The sequence below is a fragment of the Polaribacter sp. genome, from assembly GCF_049276715.1.
In the GTDB taxonomy this organism is placed as follows: domain Bacteria; phylum Bacteroidota; class Bacteroidia; order Flavobacteriales; family Flavobacteriaceae; genus Polaribacter.
This window is the reverse complement of the sequence record NZ_JBASWY010000027.1, coordinates 71,332-92,456: the sequence shown is the minus strand read 5'-3', so window position 1 is coordinate 92,456 and position 21,125 is coordinate 71,332. Positions and strand designations below refer to the sequence as shown.

Annotated in this window: 14 protein-coding genes; 8 read left to right on the top strand and 6 right to left on the bottom strand. The window is 29.6% G+C overall.

Annotated features, from left to right (window positions below; translation table 11 throughout):
* Together WAO74_RS07985 and WAO74_RS07980 are read left to right on the top strand one after the other, a co-directional pair.
* Positions 1-4,680, top strand: a 4,680-nt coding sequence (locus WAO74_RS07985) for a carboxypeptidase-like regulatory domain-containing protein (RefSeq protein ID WP_422161035.1), incomplete at its 5' end; no start/stop codon positions are given.
* 102 nt (positions 4,681-4,782) lie between these two features.
* A complete protein-coding gene (locus WAO74_RS07980; RefSeq protein ID WP_422161033.1) occupies positions 4,783-5,226 on the top strand; it encodes a hypothetical protein in 444 nt (147 codons plus the stop codon).
* A gap of 91 nt (positions 5,227-5,317) precedes the next feature.
* Here WAO74_RS07980 and WAO74_RS07975 read toward each other — a convergent pair whose 3' ends face one another.
* Genes WAO74_RS07975 through WAO74_RS07965 form a run of 3 tightly spaced genes read right to left on the bottom strand, consistent with a single transcriptional unit; the run spans position 5,318 to position 13,041 of the window.
* Complete coding sequence (locus WAO74_RS07975) at positions 5,318-6,952, bottom strand: hypothetical protein (RefSeq protein ID WP_422161032.1); 1,635 nt, start codon at positions 6,950-6,952, stop codon at positions 5,318-5,320.
* Positions 6,953-7,004: 52 nt separating this feature from the next.
* On the bottom strand, positions 7,005-7,169 hold the full coding sequence (locus WAO74_RS07970; protein WP_422161030.1) for a hypothetical protein: 165 nt from the start codon (positions 7,167-7,169) through the stop codon (positions 7,005-7,007).
* Between the two features lie 28 nt (positions 7,170-7,197).
* Positions 7,198-13,041: a BspA family leucine-rich repeat surface protein gene (locus tag WAO74_RS07965; protein ID WP_422161028.1), complete on the bottom strand. Its 5,844-nt coding sequence runs from the start codon at positions 13,039-13,041 to the stop codon at positions 7,198-7,200.
* A gap of 160 nt (positions 13,042-13,201) precedes the next feature.
* Between WAO74_RS07965 and WAO74_RS07960 the strand changes: the two genes are divergently transcribed.
* Positions 13,202-15,034: a tetratricopeptide repeat-containing sensor histidine kinase gene (locus WAO74_RS07960; RefSeq protein ID WP_422161027.1), complete on the top strand. Its 1,833-nt coding sequence runs from the start codon at positions 13,202-13,204 to the stop codon at positions 15,032-15,034.
* 2 nt (positions 15,035-15,036) lie between these two features.
* A complete protein-coding gene (locus WAO74_RS07955) occupies positions 15,037-15,711 on the top strand; it encodes a response regulator (RefSeq protein WP_422161026.1) in 675 nt (224 codons plus the stop codon).
* Here the strand turns inward: WAO74_RS07955 and WAO74_RS07950 are convergent.
* Both WAO74_RS07950 and WAO74_RS07945 read right to left on the bottom strand, forming a co-directional pair.
* Positions 15,708-16,238, bottom strand: coding sequence for a DUF4136 domain-containing protein (locus WAO74_RS07950; protein ID WP_422161024.1), 531 nt, complete (start codon positions 16,236-16,238; stop codon positions 15,708-15,710). The two genes, WAO74_RS07955 and WAO74_RS07950, sit on opposite strands and share 4 nt — an antisense overlap.
* Before the next feature lie 5 nt (positions 16,239-16,243).
* Entirely contained in the window at positions 16,244-17,254 is a 1,011-nt protein-coding gene (locus WAO74_RS07945; RefSeq protein ID WP_422161023.1) for a M28 family peptidase, read from the bottom strand.
* Between the two features lie 79 nt (positions 17,255-17,333).
* Between WAO74_RS07945 and kdsA the strand changes: the two genes are divergently transcribed.
* A complete protein-coding gene (kdsA, locus tag WAO74_RS07940) occupies positions 17,334-18,155 on the top strand; it encodes a 3-deoxy-8-phosphooctulonate synthase (RefSeq protein ID WP_422161021.1) in 822 nt (273 codons plus the stop codon).
* A 234-nt stretch (positions 18,156-18,389) separates the two neighbouring features.
* Positions 18,390-19,352, top strand: a complete 963-nt coding sequence (locus WAO74_RS07935) for a transglutaminase domain-containing protein (protein ID WP_422161020.1) — start codon at positions 18,390-18,392, stop codon at positions 19,350-19,352.
* Between the two features lie 99 nt (positions 19,353-19,451).
* On the opposite strand, the gene WAO74_RS07930 is transcribed toward WAO74_RS07935, so the two are convergent.
* A complete protein-coding gene (locus tag WAO74_RS07930; RefSeq protein ID WP_422161019.1) occupies positions 19,452-19,823 on the bottom strand; it encodes a DUF1801 domain-containing protein in 372 nt (123 codons plus the stop codon).
* A 32-nt stretch (positions 19,824-19,855) separates the two neighbouring features.
* On the opposite strand from WAO74_RS07930, the gene WAO74_RS07925 reads away from it, so the two are divergent.
* Both WAO74_RS07925 and WAO74_RS07920 read left to right on the top strand, forming a co-directional pair.
* A complete protein-coding gene (locus WAO74_RS07925; protein WP_422161017.1) occupies positions 19,856-20,413 on the top strand; it encodes a hypothetical protein in 558 nt (185 codons plus the stop codon).
* Positions 20,414-20,492: 79 nt separating this feature from the next.
* A complete protein-coding gene (locus WAO74_RS07920; RefSeq protein ID WP_422161016.1) occupies positions 20,493-21,107 on the top strand; it encodes a hypothetical protein in 615 nt (204 codons plus the stop codon).
* Positions 21,108-21,125: the final 18 nt, after the last annotated feature.

Genomic DNA, 21,125 nt, shown 5'->3' with positions numbered 1-21,125 from the left:
GGTTTAACAGGTGCGTTTTCTATTGAAATTGATGAAAGCGTTGAACATGATAGCAAATTTTATGAAAATAAAGATTATGAATTCGACTATAATTCTACAGAAATTTCAGTAGAAGAATACAAAAGACCCAAGTTTGAAACCGAATTTAAACCGATTACAGAAAGTTATAAAATTAACGATTCTGTTACCATAAAAGGTTTTGCAAAAGCTTTTTCTGGCGCAAATATTACAGATGCAAAAGTGGTTTATAGAGTTCATAGAAAAGTACAATACCCCAATTGGTATTATTGGCGCAGACTAAATTACAGTTCAGAATCGCAAGAAATTACAGATGGTGAAAACGTTACAAATGAGAAAGGCGAATTTGAAATTACGTTTAAAGCAATGCCAGATGAAAGCGTTTCTAAAGAAAGTTTGCCCATTTTTAATTACGAAATTACTGCAGATGTTACAGACATCAATGGCGAAACTAGAAGTGCTACAACAATTGTAAAAGTTGGCTATCATTCTTTAATTGCGACTATTTCTATGGATGAGAATATTGATAAAAACACCAAAGAAACCATCATTAAAATTGATACAAAAAACCTAAATGATGAGTTTGTTGCTGCAAAAGGAACTCTTACAATTTACAAGTTAAAAGCGCCAAAAAACCCTTTAAGAAAAAGACCTTGGCAAGCTCCAGATTATCAAGATATTTCAGAAAATACATTTCGAACTTTATTTCCAAACGACCCATATTCAAATGATGAAACTGATGCTAAAAATTGGGAAAAAGGCGAACTTGTTTTCACCAAAAAGTTTGATACAGAAACTTGGAAAGAACTCAAATTAGACAACACACAAAAATGGCTTTCAGGAAAATATATTGTTATTTTAGAAAGCGAAGATAAATTTGGGCAAGAAGTTAAAGACGAAAAAAGAATTACATTATTTTCATCAAAAGAGAATAAAGTTGCAGACAATCAGGTATTTACCATTAACACCAACAAAACATTTTACAACATAGGTGATAATGTTGAATTACAAATTGGTTCTGCTTCTAAAAATATAACTGTTGTTGTACAAATTGAAAAGAATTATAAAATAGTTGATACAAAACTCATTAAACTTAACAACCAAACAAAAACTATCAAAATACCGGTTACTAAAAATGATGTTGGTGGTTTTGCTATAAAATATCACTATGTAAATTACAACGATTTTGAAAGTGGAAACTTGCTGATTAACGTGCCACAACAACAAGAAAATAACATCGAAATTGTTACCAATATTTTTAGAGACAAATTACAACCTGGGCAAGATGAAACTTGGAGTTTTACAATTAAAAATGATAAAAACGATGCAATTGCTGCAGAAGTTTTGGCTTCTATGTACGATGCTTCTTTAGATGAATTTAAAGCACACTATTGGCAATTTAATCCTGTTTCACCAAAACAAAACTACTCTTCTTACAACGTTAGTAACGCTTATAAAAGTTTTAAAAATACCAGTTTTAATATTAGAAATAACCAGAGAAACTATTATGGTTTTCCTAGAATTACCAACGATTCTTACAACTGGTTTGGTTTTAGTTTGAATAGTAATAATTGGTTGAATCAACAATATTTAAGAGAAACTAAAAATAAAATTGAAAGCACAAGAACAGATTTTGAAGGAACAGTTACAGGAACAGTTTCTGATGAAAATGGAGAGCCTTTACCAGGAGTAAATGTTCAAATTAAAGGAACAACTTTTGGAACAAAAACCGACTTTGATGGAAATTATACTATCAAAATTAAAAAAGGAGATGTTTTAGTTTTCACATATTTAGGATTTAAAACAAAAGAAATTTTAGTTGATAAACAAACTATGATTGATATTAGTCTAGATGCTGATGAAAATGCTTTAGAGGAAATTGTAGTTATGGGCTATGGAACTTTAACTAAAGAAAAAAATATAGTTTCTGGTCTTTCTGGCAAAGTTGCAGGTATAGAAGTACAAGATGGTGAAATCCCACTAAGTTTAGTAAATTTAAAAGAAGTTAAAATAAGAGGTTATGGAAGTTATTCAGAAGATAATCAACCTTTGTATGTTATTGATGGAAAAATAATTTCTGCTGAAGAAATGAAAAGTTTAAATCCTGATGCTTTTTCTAATTTATCAGTTTTAAAAAATGCAGAAGCAACAGCAATTTATGGTTCGAAAGGTGCAAATGGAGTTGTAATTATAACAACAAAAGCAGGTCAAGAAAAAATAGATAAAGAATTATTAAAAGTAGAAGCTAGAGAAAATTTCAAAGAAACTGCATTCTTTTTTCCTCAATTAAAAACCGATGAAACTGGAAAAATAAGTTTTTCTTTTACAATGCCAGAAGCTCTTACAAGATGGAAATTGCAATTGTTAGCACATACCAAAACTTTAAAATCAGCAACAAAAACATTACAAACTGTTACTCAGAAAGAATTAATGGTCGTTCCAAACGCTCCAAGATTTTTAAGAGAAAAAGACACCATTTCATTCAGCGCAAAAATTACCAACTTAACTAACAATCAATTGAGTGGTTTTGCAAAATTGATTTTAACAGACGCTATTTCTGGAAAAGAAATTACACAAAAATTATTAAGCAAGAGTGGTTCTCTCCCTTTGGGAGAGATTTCAGGCACTGACAGAGTGGGCTTTTCTGTTGCAAAAAATGGAAACACCAACGTTTCTTGGAATTTGGCAATTCCACAAAACTTGCAAGCTGTGCAATATAAAATTGTGGTAAAAGCTGGTGATTTTTCTGATGGAGAGCAAAATGTATTGCCTGTTTTAACCAACAGAATGTTGGTGACAGAAACACTTTCGATGTTTGTGAAATCTAATGAAACTAAAACTTTTACGTTAGATAAATTAAAAAACACAACCTCATCAACATTAAAAAATCATCAATTAACGTTGGAAATGACGTCCAATCCTGTTTGGTATGCAGTGCAAGCTTTGCCATATTTAATGGAATATCCTTATGAATGTGCAGAACAAACTTTCTCTAGATATTATGCAAACACTTTGGCGAGTTTTGTGGCGAATTCTGATCCTAAAATTCAAGAAGTTTTTAATGCTTGGAAAAATTCTGATGCACTTTTATCGAACTTAGAAAAAAATCAAGAATTAAAATCATTGATAATTCAAGAAACGCCTTGGTTAAGAGATGCACAATCTGAAACCGAACAAAAAAAGAGAATTGCGTTGTTGTTCGATTTGAATAAAATGAAAAACGAGCAAGAGAAAACCATCAATAAACTGAAAGATATTCAGATGAGTTCTGGAGGATTTCCTTGGTTTAAAGGTGGTAGATATGAAAGTACTTTTATCACGCAACATATTGCAACAGGTTTTGGGCATTTGCAAAAATTAGGAGTTACCAATTTTGATGAAGAAACAAAAAGTATGATTAAAAAATCTGTATTGTTTTTAGACAAAGAATTTTTAAATCAATATGAAAAATTGCTCGAAAATGCTCGAAAAATTAAAGAAGAATCAAAATCTAAAAAAGAAGGCGAAAAGAAATATGAAGAATATTTATCTAAAAATAATTTAGGCTATTTTACCATTCAGTATTTGTACATGCGAAGTTTTTATGATGCTATTTCTTTGAATGATAAAACAAAATCTGCTGTTGATTATTATCAAAATCAAACTAAAAAATACTGGAACGAATATAATTTATATGCGAAAGGACAAATAGCTTTATCACTTTTTAGAAATGATGAAAAAGCGACTGCAAACAAGATTTTAAAATCATTAAAAGAAAATTCCATTACTTCAGATGAATTAGGCATGTATTGGAAAGAAAATACTGCTGGTTATTTTTATTATCAAGCTCCTGTAGAAACCCAAGCTTTGATGATTGAAGTTTTTTCTGAAATAGAAAATAATGTAAAAACGATAGATAATTTAAAAATATGGTTGTTAAAAAACAAGCAAACCAATAGTTGGAAAACGACTAAAGCAACTACAGAAGCTGTGTATGCTTTGTTATTAAATGGCAGTGATTGGATTTCAATTGATGAAACTGTTGCTGTAAAAGTTGGAAATCAAGAAATAAATCCATCAAAAATGCAAGATATAAAAGTGGAAGCTGGAACTGGTTATTTTAAAACGTCTTGGAATGAAAATGAAATAACTCCAGAAATGGCAACAGTTACCATCAACAAAAAAGAAAACGGAATTGCTTGGGGAGGTTTGTATTGGCAATATTTTGAGGATTTAGACAAAATTACATCTGCAGAAACTCCTTTAAAATTGAATAAAAAATTATTCTTAAAAGTAAATTCGGATACTGGGAAAGAGTTAAAAGAAATCAACAAAAACACCAACTTAAAAGTAGGTGATTTAATGACGGTTAGAATCGAATTACGTTCAGATAGAGATATGGAATTTATCCATTTAAAAGACATGAGAGCTTCTGGATTTGAGCCAATTAATGTTTTATCTACTTACAAATGGCAAGATAATTTAGGTTATTATGAAAGTACAAAAGACGCAGCAACCAACTTCTTTTTTGATAGAATTCCAAAAGGAGTGTACGTTTTTGAATATGATGTTCGTGTAAATAACGCTGGGAATTTTAGCAACGGAATTTCTACCATACAAAGCATGTATGCTCCAGAATTTAGTAGTCATTCAGAAGGTATTCGTTTAAAAATTGAAAAATAAAAATTTGTCATCTGTGCTAATAAACTATTTGAATGAGTTAATTTAAACTAAATAATAGCTATACATTTGTGTCAAATTAAATTAAAATTAAAATTAACAATCATGAAAAAAATACTTTTAACATTCGGTTTAGTATTAGCAGCATTTACTATAAATGCACAAGGAATTTCTAAAAATGCGATCGGTTTGCGTTTTGGAGGTGGAAATGGTTTAGGTGGAGAAATCTCTTATCAAAGAGCTTTAGGTAGCAACAACAGATTAGAAGTAGATTTAGGTTTGGCAAATGAATTTAATAATTTTAAGGCTACAGGTTTGTATCAATGGGTTTGGACTTTAGAACAACAATTTAATTGGTATGCTGGTTTTGGTGGTGGAATTCTTTCTGCTGGTGAAACAGGAATTTATGGAGCTGGAGTTGTAGGTATTGAATATAATTTTGATGCGCCTGTTTTAGTTTCTATAGACTATAGACCAGAAATAGGAATTTCAGGTGGATTGAAAGGTGTAAGTTCTAATGTTGCTTTGGCAGTTAGATATCAGTTTTAGAAAAGCCTGACAAAAAAAAACATTAAGACCTTTTATGTTTTTTTTGAAACCTAAAGGGTCTTGTTTTTTATTTTATTAAAAATAACTAGTTTTATAAATTAATATAATTATCAAATAACTCATCTATTTTCTCATCTGTTGATATATTGTAGAGTCTTTTTAGGTTGTCTCTCCAATCAATAAGAGTTTTTGAGCTTTTTAAAGCATTCTCTATTTGTTCTAAGTTAAAGCCAGTTACTCTATCCATAGGACGAACTCTTCTTGTTAACCAATTGACAGAATTTCTAGGAGAATCATAAACTACTCTTTGATTAATATTATCAATTAAATCTACTACTAAAGGTGTGTACTCACCTTCCAAATGGTTTTTTATCACCTGAAAATCTGCAAAGTAATTCCAATCATAAATATCAGAACCATATTCATAATTTGTAAATACGTAGGCAACACCTAAAGCCCAACTTTCTACAACAATATCATCTGCTAATAGATATGTTGTCCTATTCAAATCCCAATGAGAACAATGAGCCAACTCATGAATAGTAGTGTTATATATTTCTTTTGAATCTAAATTACCACTTGTAGTTGAGCCATCGTTATTAATTAAAAGTTGACTATTGTAGATTATTATTTCAGGAAAATTAACAAATCTGCGTTGTACTTTATGGAAAGCTCTTCCAGACTCATCTTTAACACCTATTTTTACTTTTCTTTTCCAACGCGAATTTTTAGGAGGTGTTTTAACACCATGATTATTATTATACCAATACATATAAGCTGCTCTATGAACATGAGCATAAGTCCAGTTTAATCCGCTTTTTTTTATATATAAGTTCCATTTTTTTTCATCGTAATTGGGTCCATTATAATATGCCTGACCCCAATTACCACTTCTTATATCAAAGTCTTCTCTTTCCCATTTTATACTATAATTTACAGAGCCTTTAAAATCGTGATTAATAAAAAAGTATCCGTTTTCGTCTGTTAAATCAGATTTTACAGTAAACCAACTTCTAGCTCTAGCTTTACAACCCACAACAGGAATCCAATCTAAAAAATCATCATAAACTTTTATAGTACCATTTGGTTTCCATGTTGTTTTGCTAGCATTACTATTTGATTTTAACACAGATTTTTCGTTGTTTTTATAGTTTCCTGTATGTTTTAATGCTTCAATTTCAAGTTCATCTAAAAAAGCCCAAACCTCGGTATTTTTTAAATTTGTTGACTCTTTAATTGATTCAGGTAAAAATAATTCTTCTAATATTTCATACTCTAAATTTGGGAAAATAAAATCTCTTTTTACTGCAGCATATTGCCATGTTATTTCTGTATTAGGCAATTTTGGATCATGATAATAAGTTCCTTCCCCTACAATTATATAATCTAAAGGAAAATCGAACAATTCTAAAGATGCATTGTCTAGTAAAACTTGAAATTCTTCTTGTGTTTTTGGTAAAAAACGAACATATAAATGTGTAGTTTTAATTGTTGATTCTATTATTTGAGATGATTTTATTTGAAATTTTTCCATTATATTTTGATAAGCTTTACGCATATTTTTAACGCTATAAGGATTCTCTAACTTTTCACCTAACCGAATCAAATTTCCTTGGAATTGATTTTCTTGAGTTACAGTAGCTAAATCTGTAATAAAATCTTCTTTTTGACAACTTGTACTTGCAATAATTAATATTGTTAATAATGTAATATTTAAGGTTTTCATATTAAAAAATTTATATTTTTTTAAAAAAATTCTTTATAACTATTTAAAAGTATTAAAAACCACTACCTGGAGCTTCAGGTGAAGCAGCTTGTGATTGTTGGGGGTTTAAAATTAAATAAGTTCCTAATGCTGATAAAGCTGCATATTTACCATAGTTTTTTATTTTTTTGATAGCTTGTTTACGAGTAATATTCTGTATTTTATTTTGATCTTTCATAATGTGTTATGTTTTTAAATTCTAGTTATTATTCTAAAATTATTTTTTTATTCAACTTGCCAACTTCGTTTTCTAACTGAACTATATAAACTCCAGTTGCTAATTTAGGTAGAGAAATATCGTGAACACCATTAGAAGTAAACGAAGTAGTTAATACTTGCTTGCCAAGCATATTAAATAGTTTTACAGTTGATTTCTCCTGAGATAAACCAACAATTCTTAAATTAGAGTTATTAGTTTTATAAATACTAATCCCATCCATATTTACATCGCCAACACTTAAAACACTCGATTTAGTATGCAAGTAAAAGCGATCAATTCCATTTAGACTTTCGGATAAAATAACCTTATAATTACTGTTTGACTCATCTAATCTTGTAAATGTATTTGTTTTTTTATCTTCTAAAAACACTTTAATATCTGATGGTAAGCTTGATGCTTCCACTGAAAAATTAATTTCTTTTCCAGAAGTAGCATTTACACCAATTGGAATAATCATATTCTCATAATTATCTTTTGGCAGTGATTGTAACATAAAATCTACACCTTCACTATTACTTACCAAATGTGAATACACACTAAAGTTTGTTGAAGTACCTGTAAAAGTACCAGCATCAAAACCTGGATCTAAACCTGTTGTAGAATTCTCTTCGTATCTAATTTCTGTAGATTGTATGTTAGTTCCATCAGTAACAGAAAGCGTAATTTTTGGTGTACTACTTTTATAAAAAGTAACGCCTGTTTGATGACTTTGTAAACTTTCTGCAATGGTAAAATTATCGGCATTAGAATTCGCTGCATTCACAAAAAAGCCTTGTCCTGGGTGTATATAATAAGATCCTGCAATTGGTTTATATCCTCCAACACCTGCATTTAAAGTAGTGTCCCAAACATATACAAATTCATGTGTGTCTGTTAAATTAGTTGTATTTGCTGCTATTAATTCACTTGCTCTAATATAAGATGGATAAGGGTTACCAACTAAATTCCATCTGTTTTCATCTGCTGTCTCAGGGTTTCCAACAGCAATAGTTAAATTAACATCCGCATTTGGAAATTCTCCACTAAAGCTTACTGTTCCACTTGTTGCTCTTTTTAAGCTATAACCTTGCCCCTGATTAAATTCAACTTCTGAGCTTCCAGTTTGAAAATAATTCCAGTTACTCGTTGCAATTATACTGTTATTATAAACACCTATTCCTCTATTATTACCTACCCCAGAATCTATAAAATTATTATTTAACCAAGTATCATTACTAAATTCTGATTTTACAGGAACAGAGATTAAATGCCATTTATTATCTAGACTAATCATATGATATGTAAAAAGACCATCTACATCTCCAATATTATCTGTTCCTTTTACAATTATTGAGCTTCCTGAAACTAGCACTATATCACCTGCATTTCCATTATCAATATTTCCTTCTACATCAAAAGATGAAAAGCCCCCTATATAAATTGTTGTATTATCTCCAAAAGTTAAATTGTTCACACTAGCTGCAGAATTAACAAGAATAAACCCTGCATCATCTGGAATTGTTGCATTTATAGTTGAATCTGGTACACAAAAATCCCAATTGGTAGCAATATTCCAATTGTCATTTGTTGCTCCAGTCCAAGTTACTTCAGTTATTTTTCCACCATCTGTAATAATCCAACTATTAGATGCAATCATATTTGCTTTTGCATCTACTGCAGCTTGAGAACAATATCTTGAGTCGCCTCCACTAAAAGTAACACTGCTTCTTAAATTTTGCGCATTCCAACCAACTAATAAGGCTTCATAATTTTCTACTGATAAAGTAACCCCATTAAACATTTCATTTGAATTTTGTAGATTTTGAACATTCCAATTCCCTAAGTTTTGATCAAAATTGGTTGCATTTTTAAACATATATACCATCTCTGTTACCAAAGACACATCCCAACTACTAATATTTTGATTAAATGCTGTTGCGCTTTCAAACATAGAAGTTGTATCTGTTACTAAAGACATACTCCAATTACTAATGTTCTGATTAAATGATGTTGCATTTTGAAACATATATCCTGTATTCGTAACTAATAATAAATTCCAATTACCAATATCTTGATTAAATGATAATGCTCCTGAAAACATATGTCCCATATTTGTAACAGAAGAGACATCCCAGTTATTAATATTTTGATTAAATGATGATGCCCCTGAAAACATACTGTTCATATTTGTTACATTAGATACATCCCAACTGCCAATATTTTGATTAAATGATGATGCCCCTGAGAACATACTATTCATATTTGTTACTGAAGAAACATCCCAAGTTCCAATATTTTGATTAAATGATGATGCATTATTAAACATACCTAGCATATTTGTTACTTTACTTACATTCCAATTGCTAATACTTTGATTAAATGCACTTGCAGCGTCAAAAGTGACTAGCATATTAATTACTGAAGAAACATCCCAACTTCCTATATTTTGATTAAAACTTGTTGCACCTTGAAACATCGATTCTATAGTTTCTACAGAAGAAACATTCCAGCTACCTATATTTTGATTAAAATTTTCTGCGTTTATAAACATAGCACCCATGTTTGTAACTTTTGCCACATCCCAATTATTAATGTTTTGATTGAATGTTGATGCTTCACTAAACATACCATACATTGATGTTACGCTGGATACATTCCAACTACCAATATTTTGATTGAATAAAGTAGCTCCATTAAACATACTATCCATATTAACTGCACTTGAAACATCCCAGCTTCCAATATCTTTATTAAAATTTTCTGCAAGATCAAACATATGACTCATACCTGTTACTTTAGAAACATTCCAATTTCCAATATCTTGATTGAAAGAAGATGCTCCACTAAACATTGCTATCATGTTTGTTACATTGGATACATCCCAACCACCAATATTTTGATTAAAATTAGAAGCTCCACTAAACATAGAATACATAGAAGTAACAGAGGAAACATCCCAATTATTAATGTTCACATTAAAATTGGAAGCACCTTCAAACAAGTATTCCATATCTGAAATGGTTGAAGTATTCCAAGAATTCCAATCTGTACCTGTTGCTAAACCAACATTATTACAGAATTGAAACATTTTGTGCATGCTTGTTGCTTTAGATAAATTTGGTACATCTGTTGCATTAACTGCTAAATTAGAACAACCAGTAAATGCGCTTTCCATAGAAGTCCAATAGTTAGAACCCCATTGTTCAATAGAAAGTATCTTATTTTTGTCTCCCTCGTTATTAAAATATATTCTTGGAAAAGCTCCTCTTATTGCAACTGTATAAGTACCTACAGCTCCATAATCGTGGGTAATGTTTCCTGTAACTCCTAAATCATCAAACGTACCATCGTTATTCCAATCTACATCATAATTATAACCATTACCTGTTGTAGGAATTGTAATTGATATATTAGAAGAAGTCCCTGTATTATCGGTTTTCCATGTAGTTATAAAATAATCTGTAGATGAACAACCTACTCCACCATCTGAAATCGTCCAATTATTAGATGCAATCATATTTGCTCTTGCATCTGTTGCTGCTTGAGAACAATAATTGGCATTCCCTCCATGAAAAGAAACATTATTTTGTAAACTGAGTGCATTCCAAGCAATTAATACAGCTTCATAATTTGCAGTCGATAAAGAAGTATCAACAAAAAGATTAAACATACTAGTTACTAAAGACACATCCCAATCACTTAAATTTTGATTAAAAGCAGAGGCATTTTCAAACATTGAGTACATATTAGTAACTTTAGTTACATCCCAATTACCTATTTTTTGATTAAAAGAAGAGGCTCCAAAAAACATCCCAGCCATATTCGTTACTTCAGAAGTAACCCAACCTGAAATATCTTGGTTAAAAGCAGATGCAGTATTAAACGTATTGTTCATATCTTCTACTTTTGAGACATTCCAATTACTAATATTTCCGTTAAAAGAGGTAGCATTTTCAAAAGTTCTAAATAATGATGTAACTTTAGATACATCCCAACTGTCTAAATTTTTATTAAATGAAGAAGCTCCAAAAAAAGTTTGTGCTAAACTTGTTATTGTACTAGTATCCCATGAGTTCCAGTTTGTAGCTGAACCATTTCCTAAATTGGTACAATCTTTAAACATACTTGTTAAATTGGTTACACCCGATAAATCTGGTATATCTGTTGCGTTGTTTACTAAATTAGAACATCCATCAAAAGCATTAGACATATTTGTCCAAGCTATTGAAGTTCCCCAATTTTCAATTGATAAAATTTTATCTTTATCTGCATTATTATTAAAGTAAATTCTTGGAAAATCGCCTTTTATACTTATGGTGTATGTCCCTACAGCTCCGAAATTGTGAGTTATATCTCCTGTCACTCCTAAATCGTCAAACGTACCATCATTATCCCAATCTACATCATAATTATAACCAGTGCCACTAGTAGGTATTGTTATAGTGGTATTTGAAGAAGAAGCATTTTCATTAGTTTTCCAAGTAGTTGTAAAATAATTAGAAGAACAATCTACACCTCCATCAATAAATGTCCAACCTTTTGTTGATATTATATTTGCTCTTGCATCTACAGCAGCTTGAGAACAATAGTTTGCAAGATTTGAATTAAAAGTTAAACCATTTTGTAAATTTAGGGCACTCCAATTTATTAATAAAGCGTCGTAATTTTCTTGAGATATTGGTGCATTTAAAAATAAATTTGTCATATCTGTAACAGCAGAAACATCCCAACTACTGATATCTTGATTAAATCTTAAAGAATCATTAAACATTGAGTTCATATTAGTTACAGCAGATACATCCCAATTACCAATTGGTTGATTAAAAAACTCACTAAAAGAAAACATTTCACTCATATTGGTTACTGTAGAAACATTCCAATTACTTAAAGGTTGATTAAAACTATTAGTCCATTTAAACATGGCATTCATATTTTCTACAGAAGATACATTCCAATTATTAATATCTTGGTTAAAAGTTAATGATCCACTAAACATAGAACTCATATCTACTACAGAAGAAACATCCCAATTTTCTAAAGGTTGATTAAAATCATCATTAATAAAAAACATTTCACTCATATTAGTTACAGAGGAGACGTCCCATTTTCCAATAGGTTGGTTAAATTTATAGGCATAAGAAAACATAGCACTCATATTTTCTACGGAAGAAACATCCCAATTACTTATGTTTTGATTGAAAAATGTAGCAGACTCAAACATAGAACTCATATTTGTTACAGAGGAAACATTCCAATTCCCAATAGTAAACTCAAATCCAGAATTTTCTCTAAACATAGAACTCATATCTATAATTGTTGAGGTATCCCAAGCACTAAATTGAGTATTTTGTGCTTCAAATGTTCCAAAATCTACTTGAGATTCATTACCAATATTATAACATTCACGAAACATATTTTTAGTACTTGTCACTCCATATAAATTAGGTGTATCAATTAAAGGTAAATCTCTTAAAGAAGTACAACCATAAAAAGCACCTTCCATAGAAGTCCAATTTATAGAAGATCCCCATTCTAAAATTGACTTTATTTTAGCTTTATCACCACTATTATTAAAATAAATTCTAGGAAATATTCCAGAAATGGTTACTGTGTAGTCCCCAGCTACTGTAAAAGTATGGGTTGCATTTCCAGTCTGTCCTGTATCAGAATTTCCATCACCCCAATCTACTGTATAATTGTATCCTGAGCCAATTGTTGGTATTGTTATAGATTCATTTGGTGAAGTTGTACGCCAAACAGATCTAAAGTTTTGTGCTATACAATTGGTTATTACAAATAAAGCAACTAACAATAATGTCTTCCTTACAATTTTGTGAATTTCTGTTTTCATCAGCTTTCTTTTTTAGTTTTTTATACATTCAAAAATAGAAGGTGTTTTTAAATTGAGACATAGCAACATTCGTATGTTTTTATTAATCAATAGATTGTAACTTTACAATTGATTCTATAACTAGAAAAAAAAGATTATTTTAGTTGAAAAATTCTACCAAATGAAAAAGACAATTACTTTCTTATTGTTTTACATTACAATAATTACAGTCTCTCAAACTAAAAACATTGATACAGATTCTTTAGAAATTGAAAACTTAATTAGCAAATCTGTTGCTTTAAGAGGCCAGTTTAAATTAGATTCTAGTCTCATTTATTCATCAAAAGCAATAACTATTGCTAGAGATAAAAAAAATACTGCTTTGTTAGGTAGAGCTTTAATGAGAGAAGGAATTACCTATTACAAAAAAACAGATTATACAGCTGCTTTTGGAAAATACAATGAAGCTATTGAGTGTTTTGAAAAAGTAAAAGACACCTCTAGCATTGCTTCTACTTATGCTAATTTGGGTTCTTTACACTCACAACAAAACAAACACAAAGAAGCTTTGACTTATTTTTTTAAGGCCATTGATTTGTATAAAGTTTTAGATGCTCCTAAAAGAGAAATTATTTCTTTATTTAATATTTCTTTAATTACTTTTCGTCAGAAATTATATGATAAAAGTGCAGAGTATTGTTTTAAAATTCAAGCTATTATCAAACAAAATAATTTAGGAGATTATTTAAACACAAACATAGAAAATCAGCTTGGAAATATTTATTATACCAAAGGCGATTTAGAAAAGGCTTCTTATCATTTTGATAGAACTTTAAAATTTTCAAAAGAAAAAAAGGATATTAGAAGACAAGTACTTTCTTTGGTGAATTTAGGTGCAATTTATTTGGATACAAATCAATTAAAAAAAGCAGAAAAATCTTACCAAGAAGCATTAATTATTATGAATTCTATTGATGCTGTTTTAGCAGAAAAAGCAGTAGTTTATATTGGCTTGGGTGATACGTATTACAAACAAAAACAATTTACCAAAGCTATTTTGTATGCTAATAAAGGTTTAGCACAAGCCACAGAGCAAAAACAAACAGAGTTTGAAAGAGATGCTCACAAAGTGTTATCAAAAATTTATGCTGCTTCTAATAATTATAAAAATGCATTTTCTCATCAATCAGATTTTAAAATTTTAGCTGATAGTTTATCAAATTTAACCTCATTAGAATTGGTAAAAGACATAGAAACTAAATATGAAACAGAACAGAAAGAAAATAAAATATTACTTTTAGAAAATGAAAGTCAGCAAAAAGAAATTGAACTCCAAAAATCAAGTTTTAATACCAAATTAAGTTTAATTGGTTTGCTATTAGTTGTACTTTTTGGAGCATTTTTTATGCACAGAAGAAAAAAGCAACAAGAGTTAAAATTATTGACCACAGAAATAAAAAGTACAGAAAACGAAAAAAGGAGAATTGGTAGAGAATTGCATGATGGCATTGCTAGCAACTTGATAAAATTGGCTCATAATACTGAAAGTAAAAACATGGAATTATCGCATCAATTGTTAGATTCTTATAATGAAATCAGAAATTTATCTCATCAACTAAACAACACTTCTACAGAAGGTGAAATGTTTATGAACAGGTTACTTGATATTTTTCCTGAAGAAACTGAAACTAAAAAATATAAGCAAACAATATCACCTATAAGTTTATCTTTAAAAGAACCATACAGCACACATGTTTTTAGAATAGTTCAAGAGTTAATTACCAACAATCTAAAGCATTCAAAAGCCACTGAAACTAGCTTAAATATTGAATTAGAAAACACTAATTTAGTGGTAAATTATTCTGATAATGGTATAGGATCTAATCACAAAACTACTGGAAATGGGCTTAAAAATATTGCTGATAGAATTCTTTTAATGAATGGAAATTTTGAGGTTGATACAGCAGAAAACAATGGCTATTCCATCAACATAAACATACCCTATACCTCTTAATTATGAATATTTTAATTATTGATGATCATACAATTATTGAAGAGGGTTTAAAACACCGAATTTTAAAAGTAGTACCAGATGCTACATTTTACTTTACAAATAATTTAAGAAATACACTATCCATTGTCAACAGTAAAAGCATGGATTTAATTTTTTGTGATTTAGAATTTAAAGATGAAACATTTGATGGTTTTGACATCTGTTTAGAAATACTAAAACTAAAACCTACTTCTAAACTTATTGCGCATACAAATTACAACTCATACAGAGTAATGAAAAAAGTGCAAGAAAGTGGTTTTATGAGTTTTTTGTATAAAGGTAGTAGCTATCAAGATTTTTTTGATACTATTTACAACGTTGTAAACCATGGTAAATATGAATCTGAATCCATGAAAAACTTATTAAAAAAAAGAAACTCTTATTTACGAAATATTTTTACAGATTCTTTATATGGTATATCAGATTTAAGTAAACGTGAGTTAGAGTTAACTATTTTATTAAAAGACACTACTGACAGAAATATATTGGCAAAAAAAATGGGAAATACACCATCTACTATAGATTCATATTTGCAACATGTTGTTACAAAATTGAATTTAAAAAACAGACAGGATGTGGCTCTTTTTAGTTTAGAATTTCAAGATGAGTTGCTAAAATATCAGCATGAAAACAGTTAATTGTTACTATTTATTTCTGGTGGATATTTTGCCAATATTTTAGGAATAATATTTTTAAAATGTAGTACTTTTTCCTCAGGACTTCTTTTTTCTTTAATAGTTGAATTTAAAATACCTTCCCAAATAATAGAATTTGTTTTTGCGTTTACAAACTCGATAATCAATTCTTCATTTAGTTTTTTCCCTCCAATTGGTATGCCTCCAGAAATTCCAAAACCACCATTATTTCCTCCACCACCAATACCAATTCCAATAGTATTATTGTTTTGAACTTCAGAGATATTAGAAATTACATTGATATAAAAATCAGGATTTTCTACTTCTTGCAATCCTTTTAAGTCTAATTCATATTTTATAGATTCTGTTACTCTTTTAACATCTAATTCATTCAAACCTTTTCCAGCATCTTCAAAAAAACTGTAGGTTTTAAAATCATCAAAATTAATTTGAGAGTCGTAATCTGTAATCACTTTAGATGATGAGCAACTCATCAATAAAAACAGAAAGAAATATTTAAAATTCTTCATTCAACTTAGTTTTTCTTCTCTTCTAAAACAACTCTTGTAGGTGTATCTCTTCCGTTAATAATACTTTCTGTCCCTTTTGCAACTGCTTGTATTGTTTGGGTAATAATGGTCATATTTAAAGTTTCTGCTTCATCAGAAACCTGATGATAATCTTTATCTACATCAATTGCTGTTGTGGAAAATGTGTGAGAAGGAACTCCCAAACGTGCCAAAGAAGCATTGTCTGACCTAAAAAATAAATTAAAACTTTTATAAGGATCAGGAAATAATTGATAACCAGAACCTACTAAGTTTTTTTGAACAATCTTCCCAAAATCCGAACGTTCAAAACCCGTTAACCAAGCTGTATTGGGTCCAAAACTTGGCACTTTTCCAATCAATTCTAAATTAATTCCTGCCACAAATTTGCTAGCATCAATATCTTTCCCAAAATGAGTTGAACCTATTAAGCCCATTTCTTCGGCTGTAAATGCTACAAAAACAATGGTTCTTTCATTACCCATTTTTTTAAAATATTCTGCTAATGCCAAAACACCTGTAACTCCAGAAGCATCATCATTGGCACCATTAAAAATTAGGTCTCCTTCTCCACTCTCTTTCATTCCTAAATGATCATAATGTGCAGAAATTATTACATATTCATCTGTCTTGCTTTTCCCTTCCAAAACTCCTATAATATTGGCGCTTGTAATTTCTTCTTGGCTTCTTCTATCTGTAAAATTGAATGTTTGTCTATAAGAGTCTAAACCCTCAAAATAAGTTAAACCTAATTTTTTAAACTCGTTTTCTATATACTGTGCAGCTTTTTCAATACCCTCTGTCCCTGGTTTTCTTCCTTGCATATCATCTGAAGCAAGTGTATATAAATGTTTTTTTACGGTTAAAGAATCAATAAAAAAAGAAGTTTTTACTGATTTCGTTACAGAAGGTTTGGTATCTGTATTCGTAACTTTTTTTGTGCTTTCGCAAGAAATTATAAATACAGATGCTATTAAAATTATAAATATTTTTTTCATTGATTTGATTTTTTATAAAGGCTAAATATAGCACTTTTACCCCTTTATTTTTTTGTATTTTTACCCAAAATTTTTTGAAATGATTTTATCTGAAATTCCGAATATAAAACACCTTAACTCAAACAACTTCTTTTTACTTTGTGGACCATGTGCTATTGAAGGAGAAGAAATGGCATTAAGAATTGCTGAAAAAGTAATTACAATTACTGACAAATTAGAAATTCCGTATATTTTTAAAGGCAGTTTTAAAAAAGCAAACAGAAGTAGAATCGATAGTTTTTCTGGAATTGGAGATGAAAAAGCATTAAAAATTTTACGCAAAGTTTCTGAAACTTTTCATGTGCCAACTGTTACAGACATTCATGAAAGTTCTGATGCTCAAAAAGCAGCAGAATATGTAGATGTTTTGCAAATTCCTGCTTTTTTGGTTCGCCAAACAGATTTGGTAGTTGCTGCTGCAGAAACTGGAAAAGTTGTGAATTTAAAAAAGGGACAATTTATGAGTCCAGCTTCTATGAAACACGCTGTTCAAAAGGTAAAAGATGCAGGGAATCATAAAGCTTGGGTTACAGATAGAGGAACCATGTTTGGGTATCAAGATATGATTGTAGATTTTAGAGGAATTCCAGAAATGCGTGCTTTTGCACCAACAATTTTAGATGTAACACATTCTTTGCAGCAACCAAATCAAGTGGCTGGAGTTACAGGTGGAAGACCAGATATGATTGAAACCATTGCAAGAGCAGGCATTGTAAATAATGTAGATGGCTTGTTTATAGAAACACATTTCGATCCTGCAAATGCAAAATCTGATGGCGCAAATATGTTGCATTTAAACAATTTAGAAAAGTTATTAAGTAATTTGGTTGCCATTCGTAAAACTGTGAATAATTTGCAATAATACTCTCTATTTTTTTAGAAGCTATTTCCTGCTTTCACTACTCGCTTTTTTCGTTCCTCAAAAGAGCTCAGACAAACCGTTCAATCAGGGCTAGCATATTTTGCCAGCTATTTACCATTGTTTAAAAAAGAAGGAATCCATAAAAACTTATTTTAGATTCCTGTTTGCACAGCAATGACAGAAATCGAAATTTTGGAACAATATTTGACTTCTAAAGTTGTTTAACAATCTACAATGAAACAACTTCTTTTTAATCTCTTATTACTTTTATCAATTAGCACTTTTTCACAGAACTTTAAAAATGTGGATGCCAAAGTTCTAGAATACCCAAGGTTTTCTAAAGTTGAAGATTTAGCAACTCAAATTGAAAAAGATTTTACGTCAGATCTTGATAAAGCCAGAGCTGCTTTCTTTTGGTTGACACAAAATATTCGTTATAATTTAAAAGAATTCTACAATCCAAGACAAAGAAGTTATGGATTTAGATATTCTTCTGAAGCCGAAAAAGAACAGAAACTACAAGCTATAAAAGATAAATTAGTTGCGGATACTTTTAGAAATAAAATGGGCGTTTGCGAAGAATATGCGCAATCTTTTAAAAAAGTATGCGATCTCTTAAACATAGAATCTGATGTAATTAAAGGAAATGTAAGAAATGATGCCAGTGAAATAGGCAACATTCCAAATGATTCAAACCACGCTTGGAATGCAGTTAAAATTGAAGATAAATGGATTGTTTTAGATGCAACTTGGGCTGCAGGTTATGAATACAATGGAAAATGGATTCGAGATTTTAATGAGTATTTTTTTAATATACCTTATCATAAAATTTATAAAACACATTTTCCTGAAGAATCGATTTGGGTTTTACGATTTAGGAGATTTACTCTAGAAGAATTCTACAATCAGCCAATTTACACCAATACTTTTTTAGGGCTGGAAGCAGATTTGATTTCTCCTAAAAGTGGAATTATCAATCTTACATTATCAGAAGATATTCATCTAAAATTTAAAAATCTAGATTCTAGTTCCTTAGTTTTCTGCACACTTAAAGGAAACAATTTAGCTCAAAAACCACTAATTACATTAGAAAAAAATATTACAACTTTAACCATAAAAAATCCAAAGAGAAATACAGATTTGGTTTTGTACATCAATAAAAATGATGCTTTGCATTTTAAAATAAAAATAAAATAAATATATATTTATATGTCAGTTCGAATGATTTTGAGGAACTAAAAATTGTATCGAGAACTAAATAAAAAACTATACTTCACTAAAAATGTTTAGAAGTATTTATTTCCTCTTATAAAAACCATTGTCTTTTAATTGATGCGCTTCGTCTAAAACGCTCAGTAAAACTTTAGAATCAATATCTTCTAAATTAAAATATCTTAAAGATTTTACTACTTTTCTGTTTTCTGAAATTAAGAGCTCATTATATTTTGTTAAATGAGCAGAAACCCAAAAAGCTACATCTACATAGCCCTTCTTTTTAGACGGATTTAAGTAACAAAAAGGTTTATCATTCAAATAATAAAAAGGAATTTTCCATTTGAATTGTAAATCGACTTCAGGAAATCTACTTTCAATCAGAATTTGTAAATGCAACAAAATGGACTTAAAAGGTTCTGGTTGTTTTAAAATGTAATCTTCTGCAGGTTTCATTTTTTGTATATTTCGCGAAAGTTATAAAATTAATGAACCAGCAAGATAATTTAAAAGGAAATTTTTCTTTAAAAGGATTTACCAGCATTCAAATTGGTATTTATATTTTAATTGCTGCTTATGCAATTAAATCTATTCTTGACGGTTTTTTGGATAAGCATTTTTCGGATTTTTCTGTCAAAGAAAATAGTGTAATTCTAATAACTGCATTGGTATCTCTTGCTTTTCTATTTTCGTCTTCAGCGCTTTTTTATAATGGAAAAAGAACTGCTAAAAAGCAACAAGTTCAACTTTGGAATGAGGCGTCAAAATCAAATTTGTATAAATACACCTCAAGCTTTCTCATCCTGTTTCTAACGCTCTATTTTTTATCTAAACAAGGACATACAGCTTACCTCACTCCTATATTTTTAGTTATTTATGCGACAATTTTGTTTCTATTCAAACAAAAAGAAGGCAGAGAACTTCTTATAATGTCTGGTGTTTGCATACTTTTTGCCATTATTTGTTTTTTAATTCCTAGCTACTGGTATTCGTCTCTTTTTATTTTAGGTGTTGCTCATATTACTTATGGAGTTGTTGTAAAATAATCACATAAACTTTTTTTAAATTTTTATTGCTGAAGTAAAAAATATTTATTTACTTTGCAATTCAAAGTTCTTTATAAAAATGAGTCAAGAAGATTATTTAAGAGACATATCAGAAATTAAAACATTAATGAATAAATCATCAAGATTTATTTCCTTAAGTGGATTGTCTGGTATTTTAGCAGGTATTTACGCCTTAATTGGTGCTGCCTATGCCTATTGGTTAGTAAACAATAGTGGAAGAGACTATTTAATTTTAGATGGAAAAATATTTCGTTTGATAATTTTAGATTTGGTAATAATCACTTCTTTAAGCATTGGAACTGCTATATTTTTAACCACGAAAAAAGCAAAAAAGAACGATGAGAAAATTTGGGATTCGTTAACCAAAAGATTGTTAACCAGTTTTATTGTGCCTTTATTGGCTGGAGGAATTTACATTATCATTATTTTAAACAACCAAAAATATGGACAAACTGGTGCATTAATGCTGCTTTTTTATGGTTTGGCTTTGTTAAATGCATCAAAATATACATTGGGAGACATTAAATATCTAGGTTACACTCAAATAGTTTTAGGTTTAATTTCAGCTTTGTATCCTGGTTATGGATTTTGGTTTTGGGTGCTAGGTTTTGGAATTATGCACATTATTTATGGTGCTTTAATGTACTTTAAGTATGATAGAAATTCGATGTAAATTCGTAATTTAAAAATA

Coding starts and splice junctions, on each gene's coding strand:
- WAO74_RS07965 (WP_422161028.1), bottom strand. CDS start 13,041: ATGAAAACAGAAATTCACAAAATTGTAAGGAAGACATTATTGTTAGTT.
- kdsA (WP_422161021.1), top strand. CDS start 17,334: ATGATTTTATCTGAAATTCCGAATATAAAACACCTTAACTCAAACAAC.
- WAO74_RS07955 (WP_422161026.1), top strand. CDS start 15,037: ATGAATATTTTAATTATTGATGATCATACAATTATTGAAGAGGGTTTA.
- WAO74_RS07945 (WP_422161023.1), bottom strand. CDS start 17,254: ATGAAAAAAATATTTATAATTTTAATAGCATCTGTATTTATAATTTCT.
- WAO74_RS07950 (WP_422161024.1), bottom strand. CDS start 16,238: ATGAAGAATTTTAAATATTTCTTTCTGTTTTTATTGATGAGTTGCTCA.
- WAO74_RS07975 (WP_422161032.1), bottom strand. CDS start 6,952: ATGAAAACCTTAAATATTACATTATTAACAATATTAATTATTGCAAGT.
- WAO74_RS07935 (WP_422161020.1), top strand. CDS start 18,390: ATGAAACAACTTCTTTTTAATCTCTTATTACTTTTATCAATTAGCACT.
- WAO74_RS07970 (WP_422161030.1), bottom strand. CDS start 7,169: ATGAAAGATCAAAATAAAATACAGAATATTACTCGTAAACAAGCTATC.
- WAO74_RS07960 (WP_422161027.1), top strand. CDS start 13,202: ATGAAAAAGACAATTACTTTCTTATTGTTTTACATTACAATAATTACA.
- WAO74_RS07920 (WP_422161016.1), top strand. CDS start 20,493: ATGAGTCAAGAAGATTATTTAAGAGACATATCAGAAATTAAAACATTA.
- WAO74_RS07925 (WP_422161017.1), top strand. CDS start 19,856: ATGAACCAGCAAGATAATTTAAAAGGAAATTTTTCTTTAAAAGGATTT.
- WAO74_RS07930 (WP_422161019.1), bottom strand. CDS start 19,823: ATGAAACCTGCAGAAGATTACATTTTAAAACAACCAGAACCTTTTAAG.
- WAO74_RS07980 (WP_422161033.1), top strand. CDS start 4,783: ATGAAAAAAATACTTTTAACATTCGGTTTAGTATTAGCAGCATTTACT.